This window comes from Pseudomonas sp. NFIX28, assembly GCF_900107395.1.
In the GTDB taxonomy this organism is placed as follows: domain Bacteria; phylum Pseudomonadota; class Gammaproteobacteria; order Pseudomonadales; family Pseudomonadaceae; genus Aquipseudomonas.
Genome location: NZ_FNPW01000002.1, coordinates 110474 through 124284, shown reverse-complemented (window position 1 = coordinate 124284; position 13811 = coordinate 110474). Strand labels below are relative to the sequence as shown.

Sequence of the window (13811 nt, the reverse complement as noted above, 5' to 3'; positions counted from 1 at the left end):
CAGCAGAAGCTAGATGTCCCTCAGTCGCGTCTCGGTCACCGGGGTGCGCAATCTGCACCCGGTGACCTTCTCCCCCTCTCCCCGCATCAATCTCCTTTACGGCGCCAACGGCAGCGGCAAAACCAGCGTGCTGGAAGCCATCCATCTGTTGGGGCTTGCTCGTTCGTTTCGCAGTGCTCGTTTGTTGCCGGTAATCCAGTACGAGCAGCCCGCTTGTACGGTATTCGGTCAGGTCGAACTGGCAGATGGGGGACATAGCAGCCTGGGGATATCTCGCGATCGGCAAGGCGAGTTCCAGATCCGCATCGACGGGCAGAACGCTCGAAGTGCTGCGCAGCTGGCGGAAATCCTGCCGTTACAATTGATCAACCCGGACAGTTTCCGCTTGTTGGAAGGTGCTCCGAAAATCAGGCGCCAGTTCCTTGATTGGGGCGTGTTCCACGTGGAACCCCGCTTCATGTCAACCTGGCAGCGCTTGCAGAAGGCCCTGCGGCAGCGGAACTCATGGCTGCGGCATGGTACACTTGACGCCGCTTCGCAAGCAGCCTGGGACAGGGAACTGTGTCAGGCCAGCGCTGAAATTGATGAATACCGCCGCGCTTATATCAAAGCCTTGAAACCAGTCTTTGAGCGGACCTTGAGCGAGCTGGTAGAGCTCGAGGGCTTAACGCTTAGCTATTACCGTGGTTGGGATAAAGAGCGAGAGCTCAGTGCAGTGCTCGCGGCATCCCTCCATCGTGATCAGCAAATGGGTCATACCCAGGCCGGCCCCCAACGTGCTGATTTGCGTCTCAGATTGGGCGCACACAACGCTGCGGATATCTTGTCCCGCGGTCAGCAGAAGTTGGTGGTCTGTGCCTTGCGGATCGCCCAGGGGCACCTGGTCAGCCAGGCCCGGCGCGGTCAGTGTATTTATCTTGTGGATGACTTGCCGTCCGAGTTGGACGAGCAGCATCGCCGCGCACTTTGTCGCTTGTTGGAAGACTTACGCTGCCAGGTGTTCATCACCTGTGTAGACCACGAATTATTGAGGGAAGGCTGGCAGACGGAAACGCCAGTTGCCCTGTTCCACGTGGAACAGGGCCGTATCACCCAGACCCACGACCATCGGGAGTGAAGGCATGAGCGAAGAAAACACGTACGACTCGAGCAGCATTAAAGTGCTGAAAGGTTTGGATGCCGTACGCAAACGTCCCGGTATGTACATTGGTGACACCGACGATGGCAGCGGTCTGCACCATATGGTGTTCGAGGTGGTCGATAACTCGATCGACGAAGCTTTGGCCGGCCACTGCGACGACATCAGCATCATCATCCACCCGGACGAATCCATCACCGTGCGTGACAACGGTCGCGGCATCCCGGTAGATGTGCATAAAGAAGAAGGCGTTTCCGCGGCCGAGGTCATCATGACCGTGCTGCACGCCGGCGGTAAATTCGACGACAACTCCTACAAAGTATCCGGCGGTCTGCACGGTGTAGGTGTGTCGGTAGTGAACGCCCTTTCCGAAGAGCTTGTTCTCACTGTGCGCCGCAGCGGCAAGATCTGGGAACAAACCTACGTTCACGGTGTGCCTCAGGCACCTATGGCAATCGTTGGTGACAGCGAAACCACCGGTACCCAGATTCATTTCAAGGCTTCCAGCGAGACCTTCAAGAACATCCATTTCAGCTGGGACATCCTGGCCAAGCGGATTCGTGAACTGTCCTTCCTCAACTCCGGTGTCGGTATCGTTCTGAAGGACGAGCGCAGCGGCAAGGAAGAACTGTTCAAGTACGAAGGCGGCCTGCGTGCATTCGTCGAATACCTGAACACCAATAAGACTGCGGTCAACCAGGTGTTCCACTTCAACGTCCAGCGTGAAGATGGCATCGGCGTGGAAATCGCCCTGCAGTGGAACGACAGTTTCAACGAGAACCTGCAGTGCTTCACCAACAACATCCCGCAGCGCGATGGCGGTACTCACCTGGTGGGCTTCCGCTCGGCACTGACGCGTAACCTGAACAACTACATCGAACAGGAAGGCCTGGCGAAGAAGCACAAAGTCGCCACCACCGGTGACGATGCCCGCGAAGGCCTGACTGCGATTATTTCGGTCAAGGTGCCGGATCCCAAGTTCAGCTCCCAGACCAAAGACAAGCTGGTGTCTTCCGAAGTGAAGACCGCGGTCGAACAGGAAATGGGCAAGTACTTCTCCGACTTCCTGCTGGAAAACCCGAACGAGGCCAAGCTGGTTGTCGGCAAGATGCTCGACGCTGCCCGGGCCCGTGAAGCGGCGCGTAAGGCCCGTGAAATGACCCGTCGTAAAGGCGCGCTGGATATCGCCGGCCTGCCGGGCAAACTGGCGGACTGCCAGGAAAAAGACCCTGCCCTTTCCGAACTCTACCTGGTGGAAGGTGACTCTGCTGGCGGCTCCGCCAAGCAGGGACGTAACCGCAAGACCCAGGCGATCCTGCCGCTCAAGGGCAAGATCCTTAACGTTGAGAAAGCGCGTTTCGACAAGATGATTTCCTCGCAAGAGGTCGGCACCTTGATCACTGCACTCGGTTGCGGCATCGGCCGCGAAGAGTACAACATCGACAAGCTGCGCTATCACAACATCATCATCATGACCGACGCCGACGTCGACGGTTCGCACATCCGTACCCTGCTGCTGACCTTCTTCTTCCGTCAGTTGCCGGAGCTGATCGAGCGTGGCTACATCTATATCGCTCAGCCGCCGCTGTACAAGGTCAAGAAAGGCAAGCAAGAGCAATACATCAAAGACGACGACGCCATGGAAGAGTACATGACGCAGTCGGCCCTGGAAGATGCGAGCCTGCACCTGAACGAAGACGCACCGGGGATTTCCGGCGAGGCGCTGGAGCGCCTGGTGAACGACTTCCGCATGGTGATGAAAACCCTCAAGCGTCTGTCGCGCCTGTACCCGCAGGAACTGACCGAGCACTTCATCTACCTGCCGGCCGTTAGCCTGGAAATGCTTGGCGACCACGCCAAGATGCAGGACTGGCTGGCCCAGTACGAAGTCCGTCTGCGCACCGTCGAGAAGTCCGGCCTGGTCTACAAGGCCAGCCTGCGTGAAGATCGTGAACGTGGCGTGTGGCTGCCAGAGGTCGAACTGATCTCCCACGGCCTGTCGAACTACGTCACCTTCAACCGCGACTTCTTCGGCAGCAATGACTACAAGACCGTCGTTACCCTCGGCGCTCAGTTGAGCTCCCTGCTGGACGAAGGCGCGTACATCCAGCGCGGCGAACGCAAGAAGGCGGTGGTCGAGTTCAAGGAAGCCCTGGACTGGCTGATGACCGAAAGCACCAAGCGCCACACCATCCAGCGATACAAAGGTCTGGGTGAGATGAACCCGGATCAGCTGTGGGAAACCACCATGGACCCAAGCGTGCGTCGCATGCTCAAGGTCACCATCGAAGACGCCATCGGCGCCGACCAGATCTTCAACACCCTGATGGGTGATGCGGTCGAACCTCGTCGCGACTTCATCGAAAGCAACGCCCTGGCGGTATCCAACCTGGACTTCTGATCCGGTGTCGATGGGCACATTAAGTGTCGCGAGTGGGCGGGTTATTGTCGCTCTCTAATGAAAACCCCCGGCCTCGTGCCGGGGTTTTTCTATGTATTGATCTATAAATATGGCCCCATGGTCGATCAATTTGTTGGTGGGCTGAATGGACAGGCCGCGCTCAGTTTGCATATCTCTTCGTCCGGCAGGTATCGACTAATTTCAAGGTTGCAATCGTCTGGCACAATCTCGCTAACGGCGATTTTGATCGCCATCGGATTGTTCACGGTGCTCAGTAACTGTGGAAGCTTGGTCAGTTCAGTGCGTTTTTCGGGGCCGCTAGCGGTGAACTCATCTGTCACCTTCACGAATCGAATGGAGTCGGATGGTTTCACCGTATTGAGAATCATCACTGAAGCAGCAGTCGAAGATCCGGAGAACAACCCGTCGGGTAGGCCGATGACGGTGTGGATCATCCGCTTGTGAAGCAAAACCTTGGTTTTTTGCCCCCGGCGCTGATACAGCTTGCTCAACTCGGAACTGTTGCATTTCACGCTCAGGCAATGGTGCTCATGTGTGGATTTTTTTCGACCGTAATGTTTCTGCTTTTGATGCACGCCGCCTAGGTGCTTCGATCATCAGTCATGCCTCGGCGCGCGACCACGGCTGAGAGCGCGCATCTGGTACTTGATGCTGGTCATGTAGGCGCGGGCCGCCAGCAGCTTGTGCTTCCAGCGGATCATCGGCAGGCGGGCCTGCATGCCCTGATGGTCGCGCCAGACCTTGGGCAGTTGCGGATAGATGGCCAGGGCCTAGGCCATGCCCACCATGGCGACGCCGTCGGCAATCACACGCTGTGCCACCTCGCGCCGGCTGATTCCACCGGTGACCATCAGCGGCATTCGCGCGCAGGTCACCATATCGCGGGCGAATTCTAGGAAGTACGCCTCGCGGGCCAAGGTCCGGCCGTCGCGCGTGTCGCCCTGCCTGGCCGGCGCCTCGTAGCTGCCACCGGAGAGTTCCACCAGGTCCACCGGCCGCTCATTGAGCATCTCCAACATTCGTCGCGCGTCGTGGACATCGAAGCCGCCGCGCTGGAAATCCGCAGAGTTGAGCTTGACCGCCACGCAGAAGGTCGGCGCCACCTGCGCGCACCGCGCGGATAATCTCCAGCAGCAGGCGGGCGCGGTTCTGCACCGAGCCGCCCCAGCGGTCGGTACGGCGGTTGCTCAGCGGCGAGAGGAACTGGCTGAGCAGGTAGCCATGGGCGGCATGAATCTGCACGCCGGTAAAGCCGGCCTGCTCGGCGAGCACGGCGGTGTGGGTGAAGCGACGGACAACCTCAGCGATGTCCGCCTCGATCATCTCCCGCGGCACCTGGAACATCCGCGACAGGGCACCGAGCTTCAGCGCCACCACCGACGGCGCCATGGTTGGCTGACCAAGGCTGGCGAGCATCTGCCGGCCGGGGTGGTTGATCTGCAACCAGAACTGCGCGCCCCGGCTGCGCCCAGCCTTGGCCCATTACGTGAAGTGCTGCAGTTGCCGGTCGCTTTCCAGCAGCACGCCGCCCGGGCCGGTCAGCGCGTGGCGGTCGACTATGACGTTGCCGCTGAGGATCAACCCAGCGCCGCCGTCGGCTCAAGTCTGATACAGACACAACAACGCTTCGGAGGGAGCATGTTCGGCATCGCTCATATTCTCCTCCATCGCCGCCTTGCACAGGCGGTTGGGAACAGTGGCACCGTTGGGCAGTTGCAGCAGGTCGAAGAGGTTCATGGGACAGAACTCGATCGGTGAAGTTCTCGCAAGCCTAGGTTTAAAGCCTGGTTTAAGATCAAGCGACATTTCGCCATCGGATCGGGTGGTATTCACGCGCTCCGTCGGGGCTGTCGGCAGCCTATGCTGCACGCTCTCCATACGCGCCGAGGGCCTAGCATGAACCAAGAACGCCTTGAACACAGAACCCTGCCGACGGTGCTCGGGCAGTTGCGCGTGCGCGTCGGCGGGAACGGACCGGCGATCCTGTTCTGGCCCAGCCTGTTGATGGACGGTACGATGTGGCAGGGGGTGGCGGAGCGGTTGGCCGAGCGCTACCGGGTGGTGCTGATCGACCCACCCGGTCACGGCGGCAGCACGGCGCTCACACGCCATTTCGACTTTTCTACCTGCGCCGAATGCATCGTCCAGGTCATGGACGGGCTGGGCATCGATCGTGCCCATTACGTCGGCAATTCATGGGGCGCGATGATCGGCGGGACCTTCGCCGCGCGTTACCCGGGGCGGGTGGGCGTGGCCGTGCTGATGAACGGCACGGCCTCTCCTTGCGGCCCTGCCCAGCGCCTGCAATTCAGGCTGATGGTGTCGCTCGGACGCTTGCTGCGCGGCATCCGCGGGCCGCTGCGTACCAGCGCGACGGCGGCGTTCCTAGGACCCACCAGTCGCCGCGACCGGCCCCAGGTGGTGGCCCAGGTCCGCGCCGCGCTAGCGCGGGTCGACTTCCGCTCGGTGCGTTGGGCAGTGGAAAGTGTGGTGATCCGCCGCCCATCTCAGGACGCGCTGCTGCGCACGGTCCGCACGCCGGTGATGGTCGTGGCCGGCATTGAGGACGCGACCTTCCCCGTGGCCGAGACCCGTGCTATGGCGCAGGTGATTCCGGGGGCGTCATTCGTGCTAATGCAAGGCGCGGCGCACCTGGCGGGGCTCGAATGTCCTGGCGAGGTCAGCAAGTTGATCGAGGCATTTATTCGGCGGCAGGGATAAGGGGCTACTCGCCTGCTCTCTGTGTAGAGGCTATTGGAACCTGGGGCAGTTTTCAGTCGGCAGAACAGCCTTTACTGGGTCAGTTTTCGGTCAGCGGCAACACTGGACACTTCCTGGTAATAAAAGGGTAGCTTTCAACGAACTTGTTTCCGCATTGCAGCAGCATTGGCTGTTCCTCGCTCCCCGCTATCCCAACGTTGAGGATATACAGGTCATCGGTATTGACCTCACCAAGCGAGGAGCAGAAGTGCCCAAACCCAAGAAGGAAAGTTCGCCTCGCAAGAAGAAGGCGTCAACGGGGACGCTTTTCGGAATGACGTAACTCTATCATCTGAATCGCCCCTGGTTTCTAGACATTCAAGCCATGGTTGGAGAGTGCCTTAATGCTAGCGAAGCCTGACCTGACGCTAGCTATTCAGGCTCTCTTGGGCACTAATCCCACGGTTTGGACAGGCAAAGCTCATGGTTTTTTTGATTGAAACCAAGCGGTGAGATAATTTGCACCAATAGCGCCGACAATCGCCGGAAACATAACGACCCAGAGGGCCAGATGCTGTTGGGCGTTCGATGCTACTTCTTCTGTCAGAGTGCCCTGGCTCTGCAAAGCTTTAAAAAGAGGCGCAAAATCCGTCATCATCCCTAGCATCAGTGTTGCGTTTGCGACCAAAGCAAGGCCGGCTATCAATGTCCAAATGCGCCAAGGCTGCATGCCTTTCACTGCACTTAGGATTATAAATGCTGGTGCCACGCCCAAAACGACGCCAAGCATGCTCGGTAGACTTTCCATTCTCACCTCATATCTATCGGATCGATTATCGCCCAAAGTACACACTGCACTAAGCGGTGAAGCTCAGATAATGCTGGGTTTGCTCGTGAGCACACTACGCCTTAACTGTATATAAACACATACTGGATTAATATCCATTTGTGCAAATTGTCGTGCATGAAAGTAGATATCCGGGGCTGTCGTCATTTTCATTCCGGGAACGAATCTCACATGATTTCCATCAATCACGACACCCTCGAGCTACCCAAGGTTAAAGCCTCCAAGCCAAACAATGAGGCGCCTGTAGGAGGTGCCACACGAACAGCTGCGCCAGCCCGAAGAACTAAAAAAGGCAGATGGTCAACAAGTGATCGAAAGTAGCTTCTGTCTCGGAGATGGCTGTGCAATCGGGTGTGTCCGTTCACAGCCTCTATGTCTGAATCAAGCGCTATCCATGCCAAGGATCAGTACGTTCAGGAGGACGATTAGTGCGTTGAGCTTCGCTACCTGCGTATTGAGCTAAAACGGGGGAACGGAGTTGTGTGACATCTTTAAAAAGCTGCCGCGTACCTTGCCTAGGAGTGGCTGACATGAGCCTTTATTAAGCTACAGGGATTGGCCTACTGGCTGGCAGCGTCTCCGCCCCCATGACGCGGCGTGCCCCATGTTCCACGTGGAACCAACTATTCTGTGAGGCGAGTAGGCTTTTCTCATTTATTTTGTGAATCCCATCCGGCGGTCTCACAAAAAAGATGATTTTCTGCCAGCGTTTGCTGGGGCTCCCGAGTCATCTATTTTGTGATCCTACATCCGGGTTGCATCGCCGAAATAAAAAAGGCCAACGCTCTGCGTTGGCCTTTTTTATTGCCCGGCTGAAAGGGCTGCCCTACTCCGCTGCCGCGACACTTTCCAACCGATAGCCATAGCCATAAATGGTCAGCAGCTGCCAGCCACGATCCGCGGTCAGCCCCAGCTTGTTGCGCAAGCGGTAGATGTGAGTGTCCAGGGGCCGGGAGGAGACGATTTCTTCATGGGTCCAGAAGCGCTCGTAAAGATACTCCCGGGATAAAGGGCGACCCAGATTGGCGAACAGGCAGCGGGCCAGGCGGTATTCGCGCTCGGTGAGGCTGATCGGGTTGCCGGCACGAGTCACGGTCAGCTCGGCGTCATCGAAGACCAGGTCGTTGAAGGTTTGCACCTCGACAGCAGCCGATCGCTGCAAGCCGTGGCGCCGCAGCACGGCGGTCACCCGGGCCTTGAGTTCGTTAGGGCGGAAGGGTTTGCTCACATAATCGTCGGCACCAGTGTTGAGCGCCTGGACGATGTCGCTCTCGGCATCGCGGCTCGTGAGCATGATCGCGGGTGGAGGAGCCTCCATGTGTTCACGGGTCCAGCGCAGCAGTGACAGCCCGCTGAGGTCCGGCAGCTGCCAGTCGAGAATCAGCAGGTCGAAGGTTTCGCGCCGCAGCTGACGCAGCAAGTCCTCGCCGCGCTCGAAGCTGTGCAGCGTCCATGGCTGTTCCCCGGGGCCGGGGATCTGTCGCAGTGTCTGTTCCACCCGCGCCAGTTCGGCGGGTTCGTCATCCAGTATTGCGACACGCATGCGGGGCAGTTCCTTTTATCGCGAGAGGTGCTGATGGCCTTGTTGGTGGCCTTCCAGGCGCTGAGTTTAGGCTGATCGGACGAATCTGAACAATTGTGGCGAATTGCTCAAGTTCATACCTTTGCTCGGTACGCTGATGTCATATAGCCGGTAGCCGACAGGAGCACTGTCCATCCGGCCTGCATTCGTTGCAGAACGATACCGGCTCGAACGTGCAAGGAAAAGGACTATGGGGAACATCCTGGGGAAGGGGCGGTTGCTCTACACAAACGTTGTCCAGGCAGCAGACCTGGCGCGATTTTCCACGTTGATGCTCATGGCTTGCCTGAGCCTGGCGCCGACCGCAGAGCAGCCTGCGCTGCAGTCTTCGGAATACGCCTTGCCGGTGCAGCGTTACTTCAGCCCGTCCGCGACGCCCAGCGGGTTCAGCGACTCCCAGGGGTTCGCACCGATCAGCGCGCCGCAGATGACGCAGCCCGTGGTGTATCAGGAGCAGCAGCGTTGGGTGTTCTAGCTCGGGCAAATCTGAACAAATATTGCAAACCGGCCCGGTCTCCACACCATGCCGGTAAATTCGTAGTCGCTGAGTGGCACACAGGGGCATTGGGAAGTGCTCCGACACAGGGAGTGTCAACCGCCGGATTGGCGGGCGTCAGACCGAGGCTTGACCTCGATTTGCAGTACAGGGGAATACAGGGAGTGCCTCCTCAGGACGTAATGCTTCGACACAAGGATGTGTCATCCCTCCTCTCCCGTGCGGGCCCACGGCGCCGCCAGCCAACAAACAACTCCTCATTTCTTATTTGTGAAGGCCTCTGATGAAGACATTCGGCGCTGAATTTTTCGGTACGTTCTGGTTGGTCCTGGGCGGATGCGGGAGCGCCGTGCTGGCGGCCGGCGTTCCGCAGTTCGGGATTGGTTACCTGGGGGTTGCCCTGGCCTTCGGCCTGAGCGTGCTGACCATGGCTTATGCATTGGGGCCGATTTCCGGGGCGCACCTCAACCCTGCCGTCTCGGTTGGCCTGTGGCTGAGTGGGCGTTTTCCCGGTAGCCGGCTGCTGCCCTACATCGTTGCCCAGGTCCTCGGCGGACTCGCCGCGGGTGGCGTGCTGTTCCTGATCGCCTCCGGCAAGGCCGGGTTCGACGCCTCGGCGGGCTTCGCGGCCAACGGCTACGGTGAACATTCCCCAGGCGGTTACTCGATGTTCGCCGCGCTGTTGGCCGAAGTCGTGCTCACCGCCATGTTCCTCCTGATCATCCTGGGCGCCACCGCCAAGCGCGCGCCCGCCGGTTTTGCGCCGATTGCGATTGGCCTGACGCTGACCCTGATCCACCTGATCAGCATTCCGGTCACCAATACTTCGGTCAACCCGGCGCGCAGCACCGCCGTCGCCTTCTTTGCAGGCGAATGGGCTGTGTCCCAGCTGTGGCTGTTCTGGGTCGCACCGCTGCTGGGCGCAGGCCTGGGAGCGCTGGCCTATCGGTTGATCTCCAGCGAGCGGGACTGACCAGAGCGGCGGGATGCGGTGGTTCGCTTCCCGCCGGCATGGAACCAGACAGCCCAGCCGCTCTCCAGCGGTTGTGCTGTTTGTTCCATAAAGGAATGACCCTGGCCGGCCTTGGTTCAAGAGGTATGGTCAGAACGCTAACAATGCAGTTCTAATGGCACGGACTTCAGAAGAGCGCGACTAGGGACCAATGAACCCATGACCTCCTTGCACATCCGCCACCGGGCCATGCTTATGTCGTTTCTTCTCGGCAGCGCAGTGGCCTTTTCCACGGTGCAGGCTGCGATTGCAGCGCCCAAGCGCCCTGCCTATATCGATGACAACCAGCAATGCCGTGGCCAGCCGCTGCCGGCGACGGTCGAACACCTCACGGGCGAAGCCTGGAAACTCGATGCCAAGGGCAACCAGGTTCCCCTGGAAGAAGGCATGAGCGTCGATGAGCTCGAAGGGGTGAAGACCTCGCCTTCGGCCTTTGTCAGCCTGTCCCTGGGGGATGGCTCGCTGGTGGTGCTGCCCTCCAGTTCGCAGATCACCCTGCACTTGAATGAGGAACAGGCGATCCCCCAGGTCGCGCTCGAGCAGGGGCAGATCGAATCCTATGTCATCAAGCGCCCAAGCGATTACGACCGCTTCCAGATCGTCACGCCGATTGGCGTGCTGGGTGTGCGCGGCACGCACTTCCGGGTGCGCAACGACGATCAGCAATCGCTGGTGGAAGTGCTCAACGGCCAGGTAGCAGTCAATCGCCAGGACGGTGAAACGCCCAAAAAGACCAAGGGCAAAAAACGCCCTGTGGATAAACCGGTCGGGCCAGCTCCCGGCGAGGTCCAGGTCATGGGGCGGCAAGGCCTGCGCATCCAGAAAGAAGGCCCGCTGAAGCCGGTCGACCTGTTGCCCGCGCCGCAGCTGATGGGCCAGGCGGGCCAGACTGGTGATCTGCCGGTCTGGCAGCTGATCATGAAGCCCTTGCCTGGCGCCAAGCGCTACCGGGCCCAGGTGGCGACCGACAAGACCTTCCTCAATATCAAGCAGGAACAGTTTTCCAGCACGCCGGAAGTCAACTTCAGCGGCCTGGAAGCGTTTTTCTATCATGTCCGCCTTTCTGCTTTCGATGAGCATGGGCTCGAAGGAGAGACGGGTGTCTATGACATCTTCTATTACCCCAGGACCACGCGTGTTCAGTAAGTGCGCGGCGGTTTGTCGGTGAGGCGCTGGCGCCGGCCCGAAGGCCGGGAACCGACGCAAGCCCAGCGATTGTTTGGCGGCCTGGTGCGGGAATGGGCATGGGTCAGCCTGATCCTGCTGCCATTGACCGTACTGCTGTCGCTGAGCCAAGGGCTGGCGCTGAATAATCTGCTGTATGACAACCTGCGGCGGCTCAGCCCGCTGCCGGTCGATTCACGCCTGCTGATGATCACCATCGACGACTACAGCCTGCAGCAGCTGGGCCAGTGGCCATGGCCGCGTACCCTGCACGCCGACCTGCTGGATCGGCTGACGGCGGCCCAGGTCCGCGGCGTGTTGTTCGACGTGATCTTCAGCGAGCCCGACAGCATTCCCGAGAACGATCAGCGTCTGGCCCAGGCGGTCTGCCGTGGCGGCAATGTGTTCCTGCCGCTGCTGCGCGAAAGCGTGGCCCGCTATGGCCAGCCGCTGGGCGAAATCGAACCGGTGCAGCCATTGAATCAGTGCGCCAAGGCCGTCGGCCATATCAATGCCCAAGCCGATACCGACGGCACGGTGCGCAGCGTCTACCTGCGCGAAGGCCCACCGCAGGCGCCCAAGGCGCAATTGGCCTGGCTGCTTTATCAACAGGCGCACCCGGCGGGCACCGCCCTGTCGATGCCCGGCGCGGACAACGCACAGATCACCCAGGGCTGGCTGCGCAGCAATGAAATACGCATCCCCTTTATCAGCCCGCATGCCGGGTTCCCCAGTGTTCCCTATGTCAGCGTGCTGCGCGGCGAGGTCCCGCCGGAGCTGTTGCGCGACAGGCTGATCCTGATCGGCACCACTGCCCCGGGCCTGGGCGACCGTTACGTCACCCCGCAATCGGCGAGCGTCGGCACCACCCCCGGTATCGAGATCCAGGCCAACCTGCTCAACGGCTTGTTGCAGCAGCGCACGATCGTCGCCCTGGGACAATGGCCGGCAGCCGCGCTGTCGGTGCTGCTGGTGGCGGCCCTGCTGGGCTTGCTGCTGGTGCGGCCGCGACATGCATTGTGGCTGACCCTGGCCTGCATGGCGGTTGCCCTGCTCGGTTCGGCCGGGCTGTTGCGTCTGGGGTTGTGGTGGCCGCCGGTGGCCAGCCTGTTGGGAATGCTGCTGGCCTACCTGATCTGGAACTGGCGCCGCCTGAGCGTGATCCTCGCCTACTTCGGCTGGGAGCTGGCGCGTCTGGACAGCGAGCCGAAGGTGCTGCCCGAACGCCGGCGGACCCAGGCTCCCGCCGGGGACGTGTTACAGGGGCGGATCGTGGCCCTGGAGCAGGCCTTGAGCCGCACCCGCGACACCCGCCGGTTCATTGCCGACGGGCTGGAGTATTTACCGGTGGCCACCCTGATCAGCGATCCGGACGGCTGCGTGCTCCTGGCCAACCGCAACGCCCGCGAAGTGTTTGGCAATGCGCTGATCGGCGAGGACCTGGTGCAGCAATTGGCCGGCCTGGGCTATCCCGATTTGCAGGACGGCCAACGCCCTGCCCTGGCCCAACTGCAGCCTCTGGAGTTTCGTGATATCGAGCAGCGCAGCCTGCGCGTGGACCTGGCCCCCTTGCTGCCGATCGACAGCGAGACCCCCATCGGCTGGCTGTTGAGCCTTACCGACCTGAGCCTGGAACGGGATGCCGAACAGCAGCGGGCAACCCTGTTGCGCTTCCTGTCCCACGACCTGCGCGCGCCGCATTCGGCGATCCTGGCGTTGCTCGATGTACAGCGCCATCAAGGCTCGGGCGACACGCGCATCTATAACCAGATCGAACTGCAGGTGCGCCGCGCCTTGGGGCTCACCGAAGCCTTCGTGCAGCTGGCGAAGGCCGAGTCCGAGGCCTATAAGTTCCAGCCGAGCATGTTCGCCATGCTGGTGCTGGACGCATTCGACCAGGCGATGACCATCGCCCAATTGAAAAATATCCAGCTGGTGCATGACCTCGACGACGATGCCGAAGGCATGGTCCTGGCCGACCAGTCCCTGCTGACCCGGGCCTTGTTCAATCTGCTGGAAAACGCCATCAAGTACAGCCCGTCGGGCTCGACGGTCCGCGTGCAGGTCGCTTGCACAGAAGGCTGGTTGACCTGCGATATCAGCGACCAGGGCAAAGGCATCGCGGCCGATGATCTGCCGCAGCTGTTCATGCAATACCAGCGCTTTGCCTCGGCCCACGGCAGCGAAGGCCTGGGGCTTGGCTTGTCGATGGTCAAGGCGGTGGTCGACCGGCATGAAGGGCGGATTATCTGCCGCAGCGTGGTCGGTGAGGGGACGACTTTCAGCCTGCAATTGCCGTTGCTCACAGACTGAATATCCACAGGCGAAAAAAAACCGGCTTCTGGCCGGTTTTTTTTGCGTCGCAAAAAACTTATGCACCTTTTCCGGTATTTTATTTCTTTAGGAAATATCCATATAAATCATAGTTTTACGAAATTATTATAGCGATT

Annotated in this window: 11 protein-coding genes and 1 pseudogene; 8 read left to right on the top strand and 4 right to left on the bottom strand. The window is 60.1% G+C overall.

The window, feature by feature from the left end; all coding sequences use genetic code 11:
- Positions 1-13 precede the first annotated feature (13 nt).
- Both recF and gyrB read left to right on the top strand, forming a co-directional pair.
- Positions 14-1117, top strand: a complete 1104-nt coding sequence (gene recF, locus BLV20_RS03995; RefSeq protein WP_092297341.1) for a DNA replication/repair protein RecF — start codon at positions 14-16, stop codon at positions 1115-1117.
- Positions 1118-1121: 4 nt separating this feature from the next.
- On the top strand, positions 1122-3539 hold the full coding sequence (gyrB, locus tag BLV20_RS03990) for a DNA topoisomerase (ATP-hydrolyzing) subunit B (RefSeq protein WP_092297338.1): 2418 nt from the start codon (positions 1122-1124) through the stop codon (positions 3537-3539).
- Between the two features lie 125 nt (positions 3540-3664).
- Here gyrB and BLV20_RS03985 read toward each other — a convergent pair whose 3' ends face one another.
- The gene (locus BLV20_RS03985; protein ID WP_139192680.1) at positions 3665-4051 is read right to left on the bottom strand and encodes an N-6 DNA methylase; all 387 of its coding nucleotides are present in this window, start codon (positions 4049-4051) and stop codon (positions 3665-3667) included.
- Positions 4052-4092: 41 nt separating this feature from the next.
- Here BLV20_RS03985 and BLV20_RS31980 point away from each other — a divergent pair, with 41 nt between their 5' ends.
- Positions 4093-4188 (top strand): hypothetical protein, encoded by a 96-nt coding sequence (locus BLV20_RS31980; RefSeq protein ID WP_371914296.1) that lies wholly within the window; start codon positions 4093-4095, stop codon positions 4186-4188.
- Here the strand turns inward: BLV20_RS31980 and BLV20_RS03980 are convergent.
- Positions 4169-5297, bottom strand: a pseudogene (locus tag BLV20_RS03980) (NADH:flavin oxidoreductase/NADH oxidase family protein); the annotation flags it as partial. The gene BLV20_RS31980 and the pseudogene BLV20_RS03980 overlap by 20 nt on opposite strands.
- Before the next feature lie 159 nt (positions 5298-5456).
- On the opposite strand from BLV20_RS03980, the gene BLV20_RS03975 reads away from it, so the two are divergent.
- Positions 5457-6281, top strand: a complete 825-nt coding sequence (locus BLV20_RS03975; protein ID WP_053263213.1) for an alpha/beta fold hydrolase — start codon at positions 5457-5459, stop codon at positions 6279-6281.
- A gap of 460 nt (positions 6282-6741) precedes the next feature.
- Here the strand turns inward: BLV20_RS03975 and BLV20_RS03965 are convergent, their stop codons facing one another.
- Positions 6742-7068 carry a hypothetical protein gene (locus tag BLV20_RS03965; RefSeq protein ID WP_139192678.1) on the bottom strand — a complete coding sequence of 109 codons (327 nt, stop codon included), beginning with the start codon at positions 7066-7068 and terminating at the stop codon, positions 6742-6744.
- An 865-nt stretch (positions 7069-7933) separates the two neighbouring features.
- The gene (locus tag BLV20_RS03960) at positions 7934-8650 is read right to left on the bottom strand and encodes a response regulator transcription factor (RefSeq protein ID WP_092297330.1); all 717 of its coding nucleotides are present in this window, start codon (positions 8648-8650) and stop codon (positions 7934-7936) included.
- 229 nt (positions 8651-8879) lie between these two features.
- Between BLV20_RS03960 and BLV20_RS03955 the strand changes: the two genes are divergently transcribed.
- From BLV20_RS03955 to BLV20_RS03940, 4 genes are all read left to right on the top strand, one after another.
- A complete protein-coding gene (locus tag BLV20_RS03955; protein WP_092297326.1) occupies positions 8880-9164 on the top strand; it encodes a hypothetical protein in 285 nt (94 codons plus the stop codon).
- A gap of 304 nt (positions 9165-9468) precedes the next feature.
- Positions 9469-10158, top strand: a complete 690-nt coding sequence (gene aqpZ / locus BLV20_RS03950; RefSeq protein WP_092297323.1) for an aquaporin Z — start codon at positions 9469-9471, stop codon at positions 10156-10158.
- A gap of 198 nt (positions 10159-10356) precedes the next feature.
- The gene (locus BLV20_RS03945; RefSeq protein WP_092297319.1) at positions 10357-11343 is read left to right on the top strand and encodes a FecR family protein; all 987 of its coding nucleotides are present in this window, start codon (positions 10357-10359) and stop codon (positions 11341-11343) included.
- Between the two features lie 12 nt (positions 11344-11355).
- Positions 11356-13674 (top strand): CHASE2 domain-containing protein, encoded by a 2319-nt coding sequence (locus BLV20_RS03940; RefSeq protein ID WP_092298467.1) that lies wholly within the window; start codon positions 11356-11358, stop codon positions 13672-13674.
- The last annotated feature ends 137 nt before the right edge of the window (positions 13675-13811 follow it).